The sequence below is a fragment of the Geomonas agri genome, assembly GCF_020179605.1.
GTDB lineage: Bacteria > Desulfobacterota > Desulfuromonadia > Geobacterales > Geobacteraceae > Geomonas > Geomonas agri.
The window spans coordinates 892396-910286 of record NZ_JAINZO010000002.1 but is presented as its reverse complement, the minus strand read 5'-3'; the positions used below and the strand labels follow the sequence as shown (position 1 = coordinate 910286).

Genomic DNA, 17891 nt, shown 5'->3' with positions numbered 1-17891 from the left:
TGGCTGGATTAAATTAACGCCACTATAATCATATATTCGTAATTTGCAAGGGTTTTTTTGTGACCCGTCCCTTTTTATCCGCGACAGGAGCGGATCTAGCCCGGTTTTGACGCGTCGATCCGCTCCTGGCAAGGCTTTACGGCGCATCGTTTCAGCGGCCGAAACAAGCAGAGCCGCAGCAAAAAACATTTGTGATAACGGATAATTACGGCGCGGAAACCGCCTCGGCCGCAGGCTCCGGGCTGTAGCTTGTGGGCTCCGTCCCCGATACGAAGCACTCCTGGACTGCTCCAGGGGTTCCTTCCTTGGCCAGTCGCCCGTTGCGCGGGTCGATCAGGGCGAAGGTGATGTTACCCGGGGTCGGGAACGACTTCACCGGCATCCCTGCCACCGCGCGTTGCATGAACTCGGTCCAGATCGGGGCCGCAGCCTGCCCACCCGAACCGCCGGCACCGAGACTTCGTTCCTGGTCGTAGCCGACCCAGACCCCCGCCACCAGTTGCGGCACGTATCCCACGAACCAGGCGTCCTTCATGTCGTTGGTGGTGCCGGTCTTGCCTGCTACGGGGCGCCCCAGGGCGCGCGCCCGGCCGCCGGTACCGCTGGTCACGACGCTTTCCATCAGGTTGGTCATGATGAAGGCGGTCTCGGGGGGGATGACCGGGATCACGCCACCGGTCGCCTCGGTGAGTACCGGCTGCCCCGGTTGGGGCACGGCTGGCGGGACCTTGGCGTCCTCGCTCTCCCCTTCCGCCGCAGTATCCGCCTGCACGCTGGACATATGGCGGAATACCGGCACCTTCGGCTCCTGCACCTCTTCCAGCACGTTGCCGTCGCGGTCGAGGACCTTGGTGACGAAGTAGGGGGTGGTGCGGTAACCGCCGGAGGCGAACACGGAGTAGGCACTGGTGAGCTCCATCGGCGTGACGCTGGACGAACCAAGAGCCAGGGTGAGGTTGCTGGCCAGGGGCGAGGTGATGCCGAGTTTCTTAGCGTAGTCGATGGCGGTGCCCACTCCGATCTGCTCCAGGATCTTGACGCTGACCACGTTGATGGAGTTGGTGAGGGCCTCGCGCATCGTCACCGGGCCGCGGTAAACGTTGTCGTAGTTCTTGGGTTTCCAGGCCTTGTCGCCCCCGCTTTCGTACTCAACCTGGGAGTCGTCGATGATGCTGGCCGGGGTCATGCCGTGCTCGAGGGCTGCGGCGTAGATAATGGGCTTGAAGGCGGAACCGGGGTTCCTCTTGGCCTGCATGGCGCGGTTGAACTGGCTCTTCTTGTAGTCGTAGCCTCCGACCATGGCGCGCACCCCCCCGGTCATGGGGTCGATGGCAATCAGCGCCGCCTGCGCCTCGGGGCTCTGGTCGAGGGCGAACACGGCGCCGACGCGGTTCTTGTCCGGTTCCTTGACCTGCAGGTCGAGGACCGCGCCGAGGCCAATGGCCCGCTTCGCCTGGGGCTTACCGTAGCTGTTGACCAGTTCCACCTTGCCGGCCCAGTCCATGTTCTTCTTGGAGAGGGTGCCGGTGCGGTCGCCGACGCGGACGGTAAGCTCGCGCTTCGCCGGGTCGACCCCGGTCACGACGCCCTGGTAGACCGCCCCCTGCTTCAGGGATAGTTCGTCGATGTCATCCTCGACCTTCTTGCAGAAGGGCTCCACCTCCGCCTCGGTGAGGTACCTGGCAGCGCCGCGGAAGCCCTGGCGTTTGTCCACCGCTTTCAGGCCGTTGACCACCGAGTCATAGGCCGCCCGCTGCATCTCAGCGTTCATGGTGGTGTAGATCTTGAGGCCGTCTTTGTAGAGGCGCTCCTCGCCGTACTTCTCCACCAGTTGCTGTCTGACCTGCTCCAGGAAGTAGGCCGACTGCTCGGCGTTCACCTTCTTGAGGGGCTGGATAACGATGGGGGTCGCCTTGGCATAATCCGCCTCGGCCTGGGTGATATACCCTTCCTTCACCATCCGCTCCAGGACGTACCCCTGGCGCTCCTTGGCCCGCTCCAGATGCTTGATCGGGGAGTAGCTGTTGGGGGCCTTGGGGAGCCCGGCCAGCATCGCCATCTCGGCCAGGTTCAACTTGTCGACTTCCTTGCCGAAGTAGGTCTCGGACGCCAGCTGCACGCCATAGGCGCCGGCACCCAGGTAGATCTGGTTCAGGTAGATGTAGAGGATCTCGTCCTTGGTGAGCCGCTCCTCCATACGCTTGGCGAGGATGGCCTCCTTGAGCTTCCTGGAGAACTTCTTCTCCGGGGTGAGCAGCATGGACTTGGCCACCTGCTGGGTGATGGTGGAAGCCCCTTCCTTTTTGCGCATGGAAATGAGATTCTTCACCGCGGCCCGCACGACACCTACGTAGTCGATCCCCTTGTGCTGGTAGAAGTTGGAGTCCTCGGCGGCGACGAAAGCCTGGATCAGCCGTTTGGGCATCTTGTCCACCGGCACCACGGTGCGCCGCTCCAGGTAGAACTCGCCCACCAGCGTGCCGTCCTGGCCGTAGACCTGGGACAGGATGGGGGGACGGTAGTCGGCCAGGCGGTCGACCTTGGGGAGCGCCCCCAGGAGGTAGAAGAAATAACCGAGAAAGGCCAGCAGCATGATGGTGGAGCCGACGGCGGCACCCCAGAGCAGGTACTTGAGGGTCGGTGCGGGTGCTTTTTTCAACCTGCGCTGCGGCTGTCGCGGCTGCGCCTTGTAAATTTCCATTGCGAGAGGGTCTCCAATCAGGTCGATGCGTGCGCTGGATCATGGCCTGGCGTCACCCGGTAGGCCATGGTCGGGGAGGCGGGAAGCTCCTTGGGCCCCTGCGGCAAGGGTAGAGCTGGACGGGAATCTGCGGGTGCATCGTGGTTTCGCCGCGCCCGGAAGCCGGGCGCCAGAACGAAGAGTATCCCAGAATGCAATAGTAATTCAAGGTTATTATGCTTATCTCCGCACGGTGCCTGCCCGCCGCGGGACTGCTCCCGGCCGCTCCCGGGGCGTTGTGCACGTCCGGCGCCAAAGTCTGACCGAACGCCTTATCCCTTTATAATGTATACACATTCTCATCCACGGCAAAATAATGTTATGATGCTTGCACGTTACTCTGACCGGACCACGGAGCCAGCCCCCAAGACATGACCAGCTATCTCCCCAGACTCGCCAAAGATCTCGTGCGCGGCGCCTTCATGGAGCTCTACCTGACCCCGAAACCGGGGCTCGTCGACCTCTGCGACTGCGGTGCCCACCCCGATCTCTCCGTGCCCCGCATGGAAGAGTCGCTTAAGATCGTGTCCCTGTACCTCATGGACATGTGCGACGCGGTCCTCTCCGGAGAGGACCTGGCAGCCCGGGTGCGCCTGGGGGTCGCAGCAGAGTGTGCGGTGCAGCGGACGGTCGGAAGCAGCTGCCACAAGGGGTACATCTTCCTGGGGGGCCTGGTCCTTTGCGCCAGCGCATGCGCCCCCGGTCGCGACGAGGGGAGCCTGCGATCCTCCATCGCCGGCCTGGCGGAAGGCTTCTTTGAGCACGGTGAACCGGGGTCGGCACACCGGGTACGCAACCGCTTCCAGGGCGGGGGCATCCGGGAGGAGGCCCTGGCCGGCCTCCCCAGCCTTTTCGACGAGGCCCTCCCCGTGTACCGGCGCGAAATATTCAACGGCGGCAACCGCGGCAGCGCCGTCTTCGCCATGATGGGGAGGCTGATGCAGACGGTTGAGGATAGCACCACCCTGCGCAGCGGCGGCCGCAGCGGCTTGAAGACGGTGCGCGAGGACGGCCGGCTCTTGGAACGGATGGTTGGGCAACGTGACGATTTCATAGACTTTCTTGCCCAGCGTAACGCCCACTACGTAAGTCGCAGCCTCACGATGGGAGGCGTCGCCGGCCTGCTCGCCCTCGCCCTCGCCTGGCTCAGCCACACCGGCGAACTCGAGGCCGCCTAGCCCCCGCCGCGCTTTCTGCCTTTTCTCCAGCAATTCCGGTTTACTTACCCCCAACCGCATGCTAGAATCTCCCCCGCTTGACCCGCTCCACTTCACCCACCACAGGCAGACAAGGGTACCGGCATGTCCTTTGAAGGCGATTTAGAGCACCTCCCCTTAGTGGATGTCATCCAACTGCTGCACCAAACCGGCAAGACCGGCACCCTCACGCTGAAAGGCGCCAAGGGGGAGAGCCAGCTCGTCTTTCGGGACGGCTTCATCGTCAGCGCAAACCACGTCAACAATTCGATCCGTATCGGCCAGGTCATGCTGGACATGGGACTCTTGACCCGTGAGGCACTGGAAAAGGCCCTGATCGAACAGCGTGACGCCGGCGAGGCCCGCAAGCCGATCATCCAGATGCTGATCGAGGACGGCACCGTCCCCACCCAAGCGGCCTACCAGGGGCTGGAAGCCCTCATAGAGATGACCATCGTCGAGGTGCTCACCTGGACCCGGGGCACCTTCTGCCTCGAGGTGGACAAGGTCGTGGTCTCCGACGAGTACCGCTACTTCCCCGAGCAGATCAACATGAACACGCAGAGCATCCTCATGGACGCCCTGCGCATCTACGACGAACGCAAGCGCGACGGCACCCTCACGCCGGAATCTATCTTCGGCAACATCGCCGCTCCCGAGGCGCAGCGCGCCTCCGCTCAATCCTCCGCCGCCGAGCTCTCCGCCGCTGACCTTGGGCTGGAGGAGCTCGAGGTACTGGAACGGCACATCCCGACGTTTTTCTCCGCGCTCCAGGAAGAGGTCCCCGACACCCCCGCGACCCGTTTGCAGGGTGAACTGACCGGGATTCCGGCCAGCGAGCAACAGGAACTGTTCCACTACCTGGAGCAGCTTCCCGGCCGCGCTTCGCAATTGGACAGCGATCTGGGCGTGATCGTTTTGACCAGCGCCAAGCTGATGCGGGAATGCTGCGCCGCGGTCTGCGGCCCCCGCTTCATCTGCGCCACCGACGACCCCGACCAACTCGATCCTGTCATCGACCAGGCCCTTTCCCGCGAGAAACTGCCGCTCCTTTTGCTGGACGCGGGGGACCCGGGCTCCAGGAACGGCCGCGACCTTGCCGCCCTGGTCAGACACAAGCGGGAGCGTTTTCCGGACCTCACTATCGCGCTTATGGCCACACCGGGGGACTACGCGCTCTGCGCCGCCGCCCAGGAAAGCGGCGTCACCGCGCTGCTGCCCCGCCCCTGCCGCGAACAGCGTCCCGACACCTTCATCTCCGACACCATCGACAGCTGCCGCACGCTGGCCGCCTACTTGGACCGCGACCACGGCAAACCTGCACAGGACCAGTCCGCGCAATTCCGCAACCAGCTCCTCGCCCTCGCCGAACAGCGCGACCCCCCCGAGGTGACCTTTGCGCTACTGCAGGCGGCCTGTGCCGTCTTCCGCCGCGGCGTCACCCTGGTGGTGGTACGTTCGGAACTGATCGCCGAGCGGGCCATCGGCGTGGACGCGGCCGGCGCCGTGACCTCGGTGAAGCTGCGCATCACCGCGCCGGCCGGGTCGCTGTACCAGCGCGCCCTCGACGGCGAGATCTGCTACGGTGACGTGGACCAGCCGCTGCGGGACACCATGTATGCCGCTATCGGCACGCCCATGACCGGCAAGGCCCTGCTCCTCCCCGTGAAGAGTTTCGGGCGGGTCATCGCGGTCATCTACGCCGACTTCGGGCCGGGGACCGGGACCAACCCGCAGCTGCCGCTCCTTGAGATCCTGTCTCAGCACGCCGGCCTGGTGATCGACAACATCCTTTACCGCAAGCGCTGCGCCCAGAAGTAGCTGGCGGCTCAAGCCTGCCGCTCGGCGCGCCGAAAAGAAGATCCGTCTGTCATTCATTTCAATCTGCTGAGCAAGAGAGGGACACCATGGATGCCAAGATTTTCGTCCAGATTCTGGAGATAGCCTTCAGCAAGAAGGTTTCCGACGTGCATTTCGAGGTGGATAACCCTCCCTTCTTCCGTGGCAAAGGCCAGATCATCCGTTCCAAACTCCCGGCCCTCACCGCCGAGGACACCGAGTTCATCGCCGCGCAGATCCTGACCCACCACGGCCGGCGCTGGGAACCGGAACAGAAGGAGTTCGACACCTCCTTCTCCCTCCCCAGCGGAGCGCGCTTCCGCGTCAGCATCTTCAAGCAGCGCGGCCACTTCGGTATCATCATGAGGGTGATCCCTGCCCACATCGGCACCTTCGACGAACTGCGCCTGCCGCCGGTACTGGGCGAGATCGTGAAGGCCCCCAACGGCCTGATCCTGGTCACCGGCCCGACCGGCAACGGTAAGTCGACCACGCTCGCCTCAATGCTGCGCTACATCAATGAAACCTTCAGCTATAACTGCATCACCATCGAAGATCCCATCGAGTTCCTGTTCCAGTCCGAGAAAAGCTGCATCATCCAGCGCGAGGTCGGCATCGACACCGACAGTTTCAGCTCGGCGCTCAAGGCCGCGCTGCGCATGGACCCGGACCTGATCATGGTAGGCGAGATGCGCGACACCGACACCATCGAATCCTGCCTGATGGCAGCGGAGACCGGGCACCTGGTCATGTCGACCCTGCACACCCAAGGGGCGGTCTCCACCATCAACAGGATCGTCGGCCACTTCCCCCCCGACGCGCAGGAGATCGTCAGGCAGAGGCTGGCCGACATCCTGGTGGCCACCATCTCGATCCGACTGGTGATGAACAAGACCGGGGAGGCCATAATCCCCGTGCTGGAGATCATGCGCGCCACCACGACCATCCAGAGTTGCATCCGCGAGGGACGCCTGGACGAGATCGAGGCGCACATGGAGAACGGCCGCAGTCAGTACCAGATGCAGACCCTCGACCAGCACCTGATCCAACTGCATGAGCAGGAGCAGATCACCATGGAGGAAGCCAAGCGCCTGTCCCACTCCATGGACCTGGAGCGCAAGCTCATGTTCACCAACTAGCCCCCCCTGTACCGCACAAGAGGGAAGGGACCACGGCCCGTTCCGTGGTCTCTTTAATTTGCCCGCCTGCACCCTGCCTATTGTGTACTCAACAAGATTAAACAGAGTACAAAAAGTAGTTTCCCACCCCGCCGCTGACTAATTTATCAGCAGCAAACGCCCATCCCCTGCAGTCGTTTTCGCCAACGAATCCAGCACCATTCCATGTTTTGCACAATTTATACACAGACATGCCTAAAAATGGTTCACGACATGCATATAGTTGCCCCATATTTCAGCACGCCGACACCCCAACCCCGGCGCGACTGATGAAAGAGTGGGCAAACCGCTCCTACAATGCTCAAAGGAGGACGTATGTCGCCGCAGATTGACGAGAAAGTAGAGCCGATTTTCCAGGAAGTACTGAAGAGAAACCCGGGCGAGGTTGAATTTCACCAGGCGGTCCGCGAGGTGCTGGAATCGCTGGGACCGGTGCTGGTAAAGCACCCGGAATTCGCCGAGCGCAAGATCATCGAGAGGATCTGCGAGCCGGAGCGCCAGATCATTTTCCGCGTGCCCTGGCAGGACGATGCCGGCAATGTGCACATCAACCGCGGTTTCCGCGTCGAATTCAACAGCTCCCTCGGCCCCTACAAGGGTGGCCTGCGCTTCCATCCCTCGGTCTACCTCGGCATCATCAAGTTCCTGGGCTTTGAGCAGATCTTCAAAAACTCCCTCACTGGCCTCCCCATCGGCGGCGGCAAGGGCGGTTCCGACTTCGATCCCAAAGGGAAGTCCGATAACGAGATCATGCGTTTCTGCCAGAGCTTCATGACCGAACTGTACCGCCACCTGGGCGAGCACACCGACGTCCCCGCAGGCGACATCGGCGTGGGCGGCCGCGAGATCGGCTACATGTTCGGCCAGTACAAGCGCATCACCAACCGCTACGAGCCCGGCGTTCTGACCGGCAAGGGCCTTGATTGGGGCGGTTCTCTGGTACGCACCGAGGCTACCGGCTACGGCGCCACCTTCTTCGTCGACGCGATGCTCAAGGTCCGCAAGGACTCCTTCGACGGGAAAGTCTGCTCTGTTTCCGGCTCCGGCAACGTGGCGATCTACACCATCGAGAAGATCCATCAGCTGGGCGGCAAGTGCATCACCTGCTCCGACTCCAACGGGGTCATCTTCCACGAGAAGGGGATCGACCTCGACCTCGTCAAGCAGCTGAAAGAAGTGGAACGTCGCCGCATCGAGGACTACGCCAAGTACCACAAGGACGCCAAGTACATCGCCAACGGCAACATCTGGGATATCCCGTGCCAGGTGGCCATGCCTTCCGCGACCCAGAACGAGATCAACGGCAAGGATGCCGCCACCTTGGTCAAGAACGGCTGCATCGCCGTCGGCGAAGGTGCCAACATGCCGACCACTCCGGAAGGGGTCAAGGTGTTCCTTGAGGCGGGCATCGCCTACGGCCCGGGCAAAGCGGCCAATGCCGGGGGTGTCGCCACCTCCGCGCTGGAGATGCAGCAGAACGCCTGCCGCGACGCCTGGACCTTCGAGTACACCGAGCAGCGCCTGGCGCAGATCATGAAGAACATCCATGACACCTGCTACGAGACCGCCGCCGAGTACGGCACCCCTGGCAACTACGTGAACGGCGCCAACATCGCCGGCTTCATCAAAGTCGCCAAGGCGATGGTCGCCCATGGCCTGATCTAGTAAGACTCGCCACAGGATCTGCAAAAACGAAGAAGGCTCGACCAGATGGTCGAGCCTTCTTTTTTGTTTGTGAGGTGTGCAGGGATGCAGGGCTACGGACTTCAATGTTGCCGCCAAGCGCTACACGAGCCCTAGCGCCCCCCCCCAGGGGGACAGGGGGATTTGCCTTTGTCTGACGCGCCTCCCGTTCAGGAGAAGGCCGCCAGCAGTTCCTCCACCTCCCGGCGCAGGTCCGCGACGTCCTGGCGCAAGCCCCCCACCTCCTGTTCCAGTTGCTCCAGCCGCTCGTTGCCCGCCCGTGCTCTCGGTGCCGAAGGCGCCAACTCCCGCTCCGGCTCCTCCTCCGGTAACTCCGGCATCCCAGCGAAAACCTGGGCGTAGCGCGGCTCCTTGCGGCCTGCCTGCCGCGGTAGCCGCACCACCAGAGGAGGGCCGTGTTGCTGCAGCTTGAGCAAAATATCCTCCACCGCCGCCAGGTCGCCCACCTGGGCCATGCGTTCGCTGCGGCTGCGCAACTCCGCCGCGGTCTGCGGCCCGCGCAGCATCAACTCCGCGAGCACTGCGCGCGCCGGGACATCCAAGCCGAGCTTGTCCCCCATGGAGTGCACGTACTTATCGACGCGCCCGCCGGTCGTGGTGAGACGTGCCAGCCCGCGCGCACCCAGCGCCTCAAGCCCCCGCTGCAAATCGGACTCGGCCAGCGACAGCACCGGATCCCGGTTCGACTTCTGGTTGCAGGCTGCCGCGAGCGCGTTCAGCGTGAGGGGATAATACTCCGGCGTGGTCAGTTCCTTCTCCATCAGGCACCCAAGGATCCTGATCTCCAGCTCGGTCAGATTCATTCTCATCGGCTACTCCTTTGCGGCGGAAATGGCTACAGGCGCAACGGCGGTCATAGGCACCCGGGACGGCAACGGTACTTTAGCAGATGACATGCCCATTCGGAAAATGTATTATATACCGGAATTACGCTCCGGCCGGCAGTCGTACCCGCCGGCATCCGCCCATGCCAACCTCACCCCGGCGGCGGATGACCTCACACCCCCGATGAGGAACCCGTGATGGGTAAAGTCAAACTGCTCTACGCGGCCGCGGGACTAATGCTCGCAGCGGTAACCAACGCTTCCGCGTTTTGCTTCGAAGAAGCCGGCGAAGAATACGGAATCAACCCGCAAATTCTGCGGGCCATCGCCAAAGTAGAATCCAACTTCAATCCCGCCGCCGTCAATCACAACAGCAACGGCACCTACGATTTCGGGCTGATGCAGATCAATTCGAGCTGGGCTCCCACCATCGGCAAGCAGCGCTGGAGTTCACTTGGCGATCCTTGCAACAGCGTAAAAACCGGGGCTTGGATACTTTCCATGTGCATGGAGAAGTACGGCTACACCTGGAAGGCGATCGGCTGCTACAACAGCCAGACCCCGGACAAGCGTGACCGCTACTCCAAGAAGGTCTTCGACCAGCTGCAGCGCGTTAAGCCGCTGCGTCAGGAAGCGGAGTACCGTCCTCTCAAGGACAATCTGGAGGCCTTGGTGCGTCAGAGGGTGGACGGCTGGGTGGACGAGGCGGCGAAAGGGAAGGCTGACGAGTTCAAAGAGAAGGTGAAGGGAGGCGTGCCTGCCCCCAAGGAAGTGCTGCAACAGAAAGCCGCCCCTGCCGAAACCACAGCAAAGAGCGCACTCCCGCAGGCAGCTACCCCGCAGAGCAACGCCATATCCCAGGAAAATATCGGCTACTACACCGAGGATGGAGAGCACTCGGCGATCCCCATCCCCTAGACATCCCTACCTGGCGCCGCATCCCGCCGGCATGACCCACTTGTGCCCTGCGGGAGGCGCCGTATCCGTGATCAACACCCGCCTCCCGGCCGCGTCGTCCTGCTGGACCAGAAACCCGGTCGCATGTTTCCCCTCCTGCAACGCGTGCGGCCCGAAATCCGGCGCGACCCCGACCAGCTTAAACAACCGCTCCGTTACCGCTTTGAACTCTTCCTTCCCGGTCAACATCAACACCCGGTACCCCGCAGTCTCCAGGATCCTGATCAGCGTGTAGTTGTACGGGTCGTTCTCGCCAATGCTCACGATGTAACGGTTCCCCTTGTACTCGAAGTAGCGGTCGACCCTGATGCTGAAGGGTGTGGCCGCGCCAGCGGCGGACTGGATGATCTTGTTGCGGCTCCAGGTGACGGAGATGGCGTTCAACACAGAATCGACCACGCTGGCGGCGTCGTGTCGACCGACCGAGCAGACCCAGGTCGGGGCCTGGGGGATGGCAGGCGCAGCGGGCGGCGCGGCAACCGGTGCCGCAACCTTGGGCGGTGCGGCAGCCGGAGCCGGTGCCGGTTTAGGTGCCGGTTTAGGTGCCGGTTTAGGTGCCGGTTTAGGTGCCGGTTTAGGGGCCGGCGCAGGTGCGGGTATAGGCGCAGCTTTTTGGGCCGGCACCGGTGTGGGTACCGGAGCTGGCTTTTCGGCCGGAGCGGGCACGGGTTTGGGCACCGGAACCGGCTCCACTTTGGGGGTCGGGGCCGGCGGCTGGACTGGGGCTGGCTTGGCGCCCGGAGCCGGAACAGGTTGTGGTACTGCCGGGGCCGGAGCTTTTTGCACCGGGGTCGGGGCTGGCGCAGTTTTGGGCGCGAGGACCGGTGCCGGCGTGGGTGCGGCGGGTTCGGGTGCCCTCGGTGCCTTGGGAGCCGTTTCGGGTGCCCGGGGAGTCTCCTGGGCGGGCTCGGGGGCCCTGGGCGCCGGCACCGGTACCGGTTTGGGCTCTTTGGGCGTCTCGCCTCCCTTTGCCTTCTGGGACGGCGCTTCCGGCCGTGCGTGCCCCTTTTCCTTCCTGGCCGGCTTCGCCTCTGCTCCATGGAGGGCCGCGGCCGGAAGCAGCAGGGTCCGTCCCACCTCGAGGGTCTTGATGTTCTTGATGTCGTTCAGTTCGATGATCTCCGGGGCCAGGCGTTCTGCCGCCTCGTTGGACATACCGAAATGCCCGACCAGGATCTTGAAGATGTGGTCCCCGGGCTTGACGGTGTAGCGGACGTACTCCCCGCTGGGAGCCGGGTGCTCCTTTTTCGTCTCATGCTGCGCCTTCGCCTCCGACTCCTTCTTCTTGGGAGCCTGCTTGTGCTGCTTGGGCGCCGGCTTTTGGACGGACTTGGGCGCCGCCGGCTTTTGCCGGTCTAACTCCTTGATGTCGATCTGGAATTCCGGGGGAGCGGCGTAGAGCCGGGCGGGGATCAACAGGAGAGCCAGGAGCAGTTTCGCCTTGTCGGCAGGAGTCATCGGGTCGCCTCTCTCAGGGGTAGTAGACCACCAGGGCCTTCACTTTTTTGTTGGTCTTGTTGCGGTAGATGGTGACCGCCGCGGCGCCCGAGGTCGCGCACTGCTCGACGAGGTACTCGCCTTTGGCTGCCGTCGACTCCACGCGGTAGCTGTCCGCGCCGCCGAACTGGCGCAGCACCCGTTGCAACAGGTCGTCGGAAATGGTGCCGCCGGGGACGGGAATGACCTGGATGGCCCGGTAGACATTGTTCTCCTGGAACAGCTTGTATTCGGCACGGATGCCCAGGTACCTGACCCAGCCCGGATGCTTCTTGCCGTACTCGGGATCCGGCTTGGTCCCTTCCAGCATGGCGGGGAGACGTTCCACGCCGCGTGGCACGACCGTCTTGGCCTGGCCGGGCTTGGCGCCGGCAGGCGTCTGCGGCTTCGCCGACGGGGTCGGTGCGGCAGCGGGGGCCTTGGGCGCGGGCACGGCGGCGGACGGCACGCCCTGGGACGGGGCCGGGGTTGCGCCCGGCGCACGCTGCGGGGTCGGCGCGGACGACTGCGAGACGGCGGGCACGGACCCAGCGGGAACTGCCGGAGATGCCGGAGCTACCTGCGCGGGCGCAGCCGAAGGGGCCTGCTTCACCGCCTGCTTTGCCGTCGGCTTGGCGACCGGTATGGCGCCCTGCTCAGGAGCGGAACTCTTGCCGGCGAGATAGGCCACCAGCGGAATAGCTACCACGATCAGGACCGGCACGATGTACAGTAACAGCCGCCGCGGTTTCTTCTGCTCGGCGCGGCGCAAGGCTTCGGCCACCGTCTCACCGGTGTAATAACCGCCGCCTCCCTTGGCCGCTTCGTCAAGGGCGGGCGGAGCCGGCAAGGTCTCCTCTACCAGTTCCCTCCTCGGCGTTCCCGTTCTCACCTCCACGCGGTCTTCTACCTCCGGGAGTGCCTCCTCCACTGGTACTGTCCGCGCCTCGGCCTGCTGCATCACGTCTTCGAAAGCAGAGATGGCGCTCTTGGCGCCCTGCTTAGGGGGAGGGTACCCACCTGCCGCCGGCGCTTCCTGCGGCAGTGGCTGAAAGGGGACGGAAGCTACCGGCGCGGGCTCGGCAGTCGGTCGTTCAGGTTGTGCGGATTGCTCAAACTGTGCGGAGTGTTCGAGTTGCGCCGGCGGGGCGGCTGCGCCTTTTCTCGCTTTGGGCGGCGCGGCCTTGGCAGGTTGCTCCTCCTCGGCAATCGGTGCAGCAGGCAGCGGTTCCCCCGCCAGCAGCGCCGCCACGGACTGCCCCAGGAGCGCATCGTCCATGGTGAGGTCGAGCGAGATCCTGCCGTGCCTTCTGGCCTGGGCGGCGTCCTCGCTGTCCCCGGCCAAGAGTACCAGTCGCCCTTGAGCGGGGAGCAGCTTGTCCAGATGACGCAGCAGGATATCGCCGGAAAACCCGGAGATGCGGCTTTGCACGAAGGTAACATCGGGGGAAAAGGAGGAAAGTTCAAATTCGCCCAGGGCGAGTGTTGACGCTGTCTGCAGGTGCAGCAGTCCCTGCTCTGACATCTGGTGGAAGATACGTTGCACCCGCTGGGTGTCTGCTATGAGGAGGACGCGCGTCATGGGTTCCCTTGGTTTTTAGTGGCACATTTTAGGTTAGGGAAAAGGAATAATCAATATTATTCGGCTCATGTGAGCTCATTAGAGGTAAAACAATATATGCATGTGGTTGCGTTACGCTCTTTAATTATGTTAGATTGTGGGCCGGGCCGGCATCGGCTGACCCACCGCGAGGAGTGGTAATGCAAGGTTTGCCTAGGAAACTATTTTTTGTACTTGTGGCGCTCATGCTCAGTGGCTGTGCCACTACCTACATTCCTATCAGTTGGGGCCAGGGCGACGCGTAACGCTTGAGAAGCGCGGAAAGGAAAAGGTCTTCTCTGGAGAGCTTTTTGACTCAAGATCATCACCCCGGAGGAACGGGACAAGATCATGAAGGAGAAGTACCCGGGCAGTCAGCAACATCCCAAGGGGCTGCCACTGATCGACACGACCGAAGCTTCCCGTCCCGTCGATGACGACGACGTTGATACCCCCCTGGCCACTTCGCCGAGGAACACTCAGGAAAAGAAGGACCGGTGCAAGCAGTATGAAATTTATTGACCGCCTGGATAGAAAGATCGGCCGCTACGCGATCCCAAACCTGACGATCTACCTGATCGCAGGGCAGTCGTTCTTCTACCTGATGTACATGACGGGGAAGCTGGACCGGATGGCGACCTACTTCTCCGCCGGGCTGTTCCTGTCGGGTGAGTGGTGGCGCATCTTCACAATCCCCTTCGATCCCCCCCAGTCCAGCCTCATCTTCACCCTTATTGCCTGGTACTTCTTCTACATGCTCGGCTCCACCCTGGAGGAGCATTGGGGCGCCTTTCGCTACAACGCGTACCTAGTGCTCGGCTGCCTGATCACCTTTGCGGCCTCGTTCCTGGTTCCGGCCTACCCGGTCAGCAACGCGTTCCTCGCCGGCTCGGTATTTCTCGCCTTCGCCACCCTGTTCCCGGAATTCCAGATCCTGCTCTTCTTTGTGATCCCGGTGCGCATCAAGTGGCTGGCCCTCCTGACCTGGCTCGGCTACGCCTACCAGATCGTCGTCGGCGGCTGGCCCTCCCGCATCATGGTGCTGGCCGCCATCGCGAACTATCTGATCTTCTTTGCCAACGACATCTATATCAACCTGCGCCACGGTAAAAGGCAGATTTCCAAAAAGGTTGGCGGGCTCCAGTTCCGTGAGAAGGAACTGGTGCACAAGTGCACCACCTGCGGCATCACCGAGAAAACCCATCCCGACATGGACTTCCGCTACTGCCCGAAATGCAACGGCCAGTACGGCTACTGCAGGGACCACATCTTCAGCCATGAACACAAGAAGTGAATCACGCCGCACGCGGGGCGCGCTCCGTTGCGCTACAGGAGAAGCAGATGCTGAACAAACTGGCCGGCATACAGGGGAAATTGAACAACCTCGGCGATGAGGTCTACCAGACCTGGAGTTACGAGCAGCGCCACGATGAGATCGCCAAGCTGGTGCAGGGATTCAGAAACGGCCTGCCGGTCCAAATCCTCTGCCAGCTCTCCACCTCGATAGCGGGGGGAACCGCGGAGGCCGCCGAGCACCTAGCCATCCTCATTTCGCGCCGAGAAAGAAAAAGCATCGTGAACCGGGAATCCGGCTCCGACAAGGCACTGCGCGACCTCTTGCAGGCCACCCTGCTCCCCGTCAGGAACTAACCGCCCCCTACTCCTTGTCCAGCACCGGCGCCGGTCCGTTGATGATCCTCCCCGGCGCCGCGTCGACCGGCGCCAGTTCAAAGTCGATGCCGGATACCATATCCCCACCCGGTGGCACTGTCACGCCGCGCGGGGGCAACTCGCTCGCCTTCAACCGCCGCACCTCGTCGGCCGGTATGCGGACCTGGTACCTCCCCGGCCGGACCGTCTTGAACAGGTAGTAGCCGCTCTCCTCCGACAGCGTCATCGCCTGCGGTTTGTCCTGCCGCTCTTCCGCCCCGATCAGTTCGACCCGTACCCCCTTGATAGGGACTGCTCCCCCGCGCGCCAAGCGCACCGTCACGGTGCCGTCGACCTCGCCACCGGTGGTCAGGGTGAACGCGCACCTTGCGACCACCCCGGCTCTTGGCACGATGCGACACCCCTCCTCCGCCGGGACCATGAAGGGATCCTCGATCGACGTCATGTCCACTGTCACATCGACCGGTATGTCCGGTTGCAGGAAGGCGATGACCTGGTCGCCGGCGCCGTCTGGTATGGCCCGGGCCCGGCTGCCGTTCAACAGGAAATCTACCCGCGGCAGCGCCGTCCTTCTCCCGTCCGGTTCGGCCACCATGGCGGAAACGGCGATCATCCCGTACGGGGCCAACGGTTCGGCGGAAGCCAGCAGCCTGCCGGCGGGGACGTCCGCGACCGAAGAGCGCACGCCCACATCGAACCCGTAGTCCCCGTCGGTGCTACCGTGCGCAGCGACCGAGTACCCCACCCGTCCCAAACGCTTCGACACCCCAAGCCGCAACCCGATGAACCGGTCCGCCGGTGCATGGGATAGCACCGAGTTCAGTTGCAGCCCCGGCGCTATCTCGATGTCCGCGCTCAAGTTGACGCTGCCAGGCTTGGCGACCGGCAGGAAGGAGTACCCCGCCTCTCCCCTCACACTGATCTCGCTCAGCCTGGTACTCACCTGCACCTGTCCGGTCGCGTAGTTCTGTCCCTGCAGCCGGGACAGGTCCGCCTGCAGCGTCGTGTTCCAACCTTTCCAGCCGCCGGAAACGCGCCACTGCGACGTCGTTTCTGTCTCCCCTGAATTCCTGGTGCCGAAGCCGATCTCGACCGAGTACGGCACGCGGATGTCCTCCAACAGGGTAAAGGACGAGTTCCCCTTCACGGTGGTCAGGGTGCGCAGGGGATCGTCCCGATAGTAGAACTGCGGCGAGTAGTAGTTGTGGAAAAAGCGCTGTCCCAGTTCCAGGTTCAACCCGTACAGGTTGCGGCTGCTTGACTTAATGCTCATCAGCTGCCCCTCCAGCCCCCTTCCCGGCGCCAGCATCTGGATCACCTCCAGGGACAGCAGGGTCGAACGCAGTGCTGTGCGCACGCCGGCACCTACATACTCCACGGCCGGGTCGCGACGCTCCTCATGCCTTACCACCAGCAGCGACCCAGTCAGGTTCCTAGTCAGGCCGAAATCCGCGGTGAAGGTGAGGTTGGACTCGGCACCCCCGTCCTGCGGTCCTTCATGCTGCGTCAGCCCCGTCTGCCACCCCGCCGAAAGCGTGTACAGCAGCTCCCCGGTCGGCGTGGTCGCGTCTGAGACGAATACCTCTTCCGACTCCTGCCTCTCTCCGAACGGGCCGTGCAGTACCACCTTGAAGCTGTTGACGCCATAAAAGACTCGCAGGTTGACGAAATGGTACATCCCTTCGGCGGTGGGGGGCTGGTAGCGGATCTGGGTTCCGTTGTGGAACAGTTCAGCGTCCCAGCCGGGGGGGAGTTGGCCCTGAATGTCATGGGTGAGGAAATGCCCGCCGCCTAGCAGGGGGCGGTTGGAGAGATAGACGCCGTACATCGGCCGGGCCGATGTTCCAATCCCGTCCACGTACGGCGCCTGGTTCGAGCCTAGGGCCACCTGGTTGAACCACAAAGGACCCACGCGCCAACCGGCGGCGCTGCGCCGGGACAGGGTGAGGTCGAGACGCTTGAGATCCTCGTTCTCGGTGAGGAGATGAGCCTCCCCCGTCATGTGGAAGAGGTCGCCGGAGAGGTTTATTGAGTTCAGCATCCTGCTGCGGCTACCCTTGTTGCCGTCGGACGACTGCGAGAACTCCGCTGCGAGGTCCGCTGTCGGGACAGCCACCGCACGCCTGGGGGGGGTCGTATCCGGGTATTGCCGGGCTTGGTCGGCGACTTTCGGCGTCACGAAAGATCCGCGTTTTTTTGCCGCCTGCAGCGGCAGCAACTCGCGCGCCCGTACCTCCAGCGCCGAGCTTTCGCGGCGCAGGTGGAAATCCACCGGCAGCCACCGCGATAGCGCGCCCGAGTTGACTAGGATCTCCTCCTTTTGCACGAATGCCTCGCCATTGATTGAAAAGGATTCCCTGCCATGGACGGTGTAGCCTGCCTCGAGGTCAATGACGAAAGGTTGCGCTTGGTTCAGGGCAAAACCGAAGGCCCTGTCCTTGTCACAACTGATCGCCAGCGCGAGGGCATCGGCGAGGGCGCAGACCGGGATGTAGATCTCGCCCTTTCGTTCGACCAGTAGAAAGCTGTCGGTCAACGTTTCCTTGTCGAGTTCCAGCGCGACCACCAGCTCCTGGTCGGGGGCTGGCGGTCCCGGAGCGGCGGGCGCGGCAAGACTGTGTGCGCACGGTGAAAGGAGATGGACGAGCAGCAGAAGGCCCACACAGGCACACACACGTGGGGTATGGGCGCCTGCGCGGGGCACCA

General features: G+C 63.2%; 13 protein-coding genes. 8 read left to right on the top strand and 5 right to left on the bottom strand.

Translation table 11 applies throughout. The features are described 5' to 3' along the window. Positions 1-205: 205 nt before the first annotated feature. Positions 206-2701, bottom strand: a complete 2496-nt coding sequence (locus K7R21_RS15540) for a penicillin-binding protein 1A (RefSeq protein ID WP_224984192.1) — start codon at positions 2699-2701, stop codon at positions 206-208. 410 nt (positions 2702-3111) lie between these two features. Here K7R21_RS15540 and K7R21_RS15535 point away from each other — a divergent pair, with 410 nt between their 5' ends. The 4 genes from K7R21_RS15535 to gdhA all read left to right on the top strand — a co-directional run bounded on the left by K7R21_RS15535 (position 3112) and on the right by gdhA (position 8618). Then, positions 3112-3918 carry a triphosphoribosyl-dephospho-CoA synthase gene (locus tag K7R21_RS15535; RefSeq protein WP_224984191.1) on the top strand — a complete coding sequence of 269 codons (807 nt, stop codon included), beginning with the start codon at positions 3112-3114 and terminating at the stop codon, positions 3916-3918. A 123-nt stretch (positions 3919-4041) separates the two neighbouring features. After that, a complete protein-coding gene (locus K7R21_RS15530; protein ID WP_224984190.1) occupies positions 4042-5757 on the top strand; it encodes a DUF4388 domain-containing protein in 1716 nt (571 codons plus the stop codon). Between the two features lie 86 nt (positions 5758-5843). Then, positions 5844-6914 (top strand): type IV pilus twitching motility protein PilT, encoded by a 1071-nt coding sequence (locus tag K7R21_RS15525; protein ID WP_224984189.1) that lies wholly within the window; start codon positions 5844-5846, stop codon positions 6912-6914. A gap of 354 nt (positions 6915-7268) precedes the next feature. Next, positions 7269-8618: an NADP-specific glutamate dehydrogenase gene (gene gdhA / locus K7R21_RS15520; protein WP_224984188.1), complete on the top strand. Its 1350-nt coding sequence runs from the start codon at positions 7269-7271 to the stop codon at positions 8616-8618. 188 nt (positions 8619-8806) lie between these two features. Here gdhA and K7R21_RS15515 read toward each other — a convergent pair whose 3' ends face one another. Next, entirely contained in the window at positions 8807-9466 is a 660-nt protein-coding gene (locus K7R21_RS15515) for a YceH family protein (RefSeq protein ID WP_224984187.1), read from the bottom strand. 213 nt (positions 9467-9679) lie between these two features. Here K7R21_RS15515 and K7R21_RS15510 point away from each other — a divergent pair, with 213 nt between their 5' ends. Then, positions 9680-10399, top strand: coding sequence for a lytic transglycosylase domain-containing protein (locus K7R21_RS15510; protein WP_224984186.1), 720 nt, complete (start codon positions 9680-9682; stop codon positions 10397-10399). 6 nt (positions 10400-10405) lie between these two features. On the opposite strand, the gene K7R21_RS15505 is transcribed toward K7R21_RS15510, so the two are convergent. Then, the gene (locus K7R21_RS15505) at positions 10406-11896 is read right to left on the bottom strand and encodes a LysM peptidoglycan-binding domain-containing protein (protein ID WP_224984928.1); all 1491 of its coding nucleotides are present in this window, start codon (positions 11894-11896) and stop codon (positions 10406-10408) included. Between the two features lie 13 nt (positions 11897-11909). Next, positions 11910-13496, bottom strand: a complete 1587-nt coding sequence (locus tag K7R21_RS15500; protein WP_224984185.1) for a hypothetical protein — start codon at positions 13494-13496, stop codon at positions 11910-11912. A 369-nt stretch (positions 13497-13865) separates the two neighbouring features. Between K7R21_RS15500 and K7R21_RS15495 the strand changes: the two genes are divergently transcribed. Genes K7R21_RS15495 through K7R21_RS15485 form a run of 3 tightly spaced genes read left to right on the top strand, consistent with a single transcriptional unit; the run spans position 13866 to position 15164 of the window. Beyond that, positions 13866-14036 (top strand): hypothetical protein, encoded by a 171-nt coding sequence (locus K7R21_RS15495; protein ID WP_224984184.1) that lies wholly within the window; start codon positions 13866-13868, stop codon positions 14034-14036. After that, positions 14023-14808 (top strand): rhomboid family intramembrane serine protease, encoded by a 786-nt coding sequence (locus K7R21_RS15490; protein ID WP_224984183.1) that lies wholly within the window; start codon positions 14023-14025, stop codon positions 14806-14808. The genes K7R21_RS15495 and K7R21_RS15490 overlap by 14 nt, the downstream gene beginning before the upstream one ends. 47 nt (positions 14809-14855) lie before the next feature. Further along, a complete protein-coding gene (locus tag K7R21_RS15485) occupies positions 14856-15164 on the top strand; it encodes a hypothetical protein (protein WP_224984182.1) in 309 nt (102 codons plus the stop codon). Between the two features lie 7 nt (positions 15165-15171). Here the strand turns inward: K7R21_RS15485 and K7R21_RS15480 are convergent, their stop codons facing one another. Beyond that, positions 15172-17847 (bottom strand): carboxypeptidase-like regulatory domain-containing protein, encoded by a 2676-nt coding sequence (locus K7R21_RS15480; protein WP_224984181.1) that lies wholly within the window; start codon positions 17845-17847, stop codon positions 15172-15174. Positions 17848-17891 lie beyond the last annotated feature (44 nt).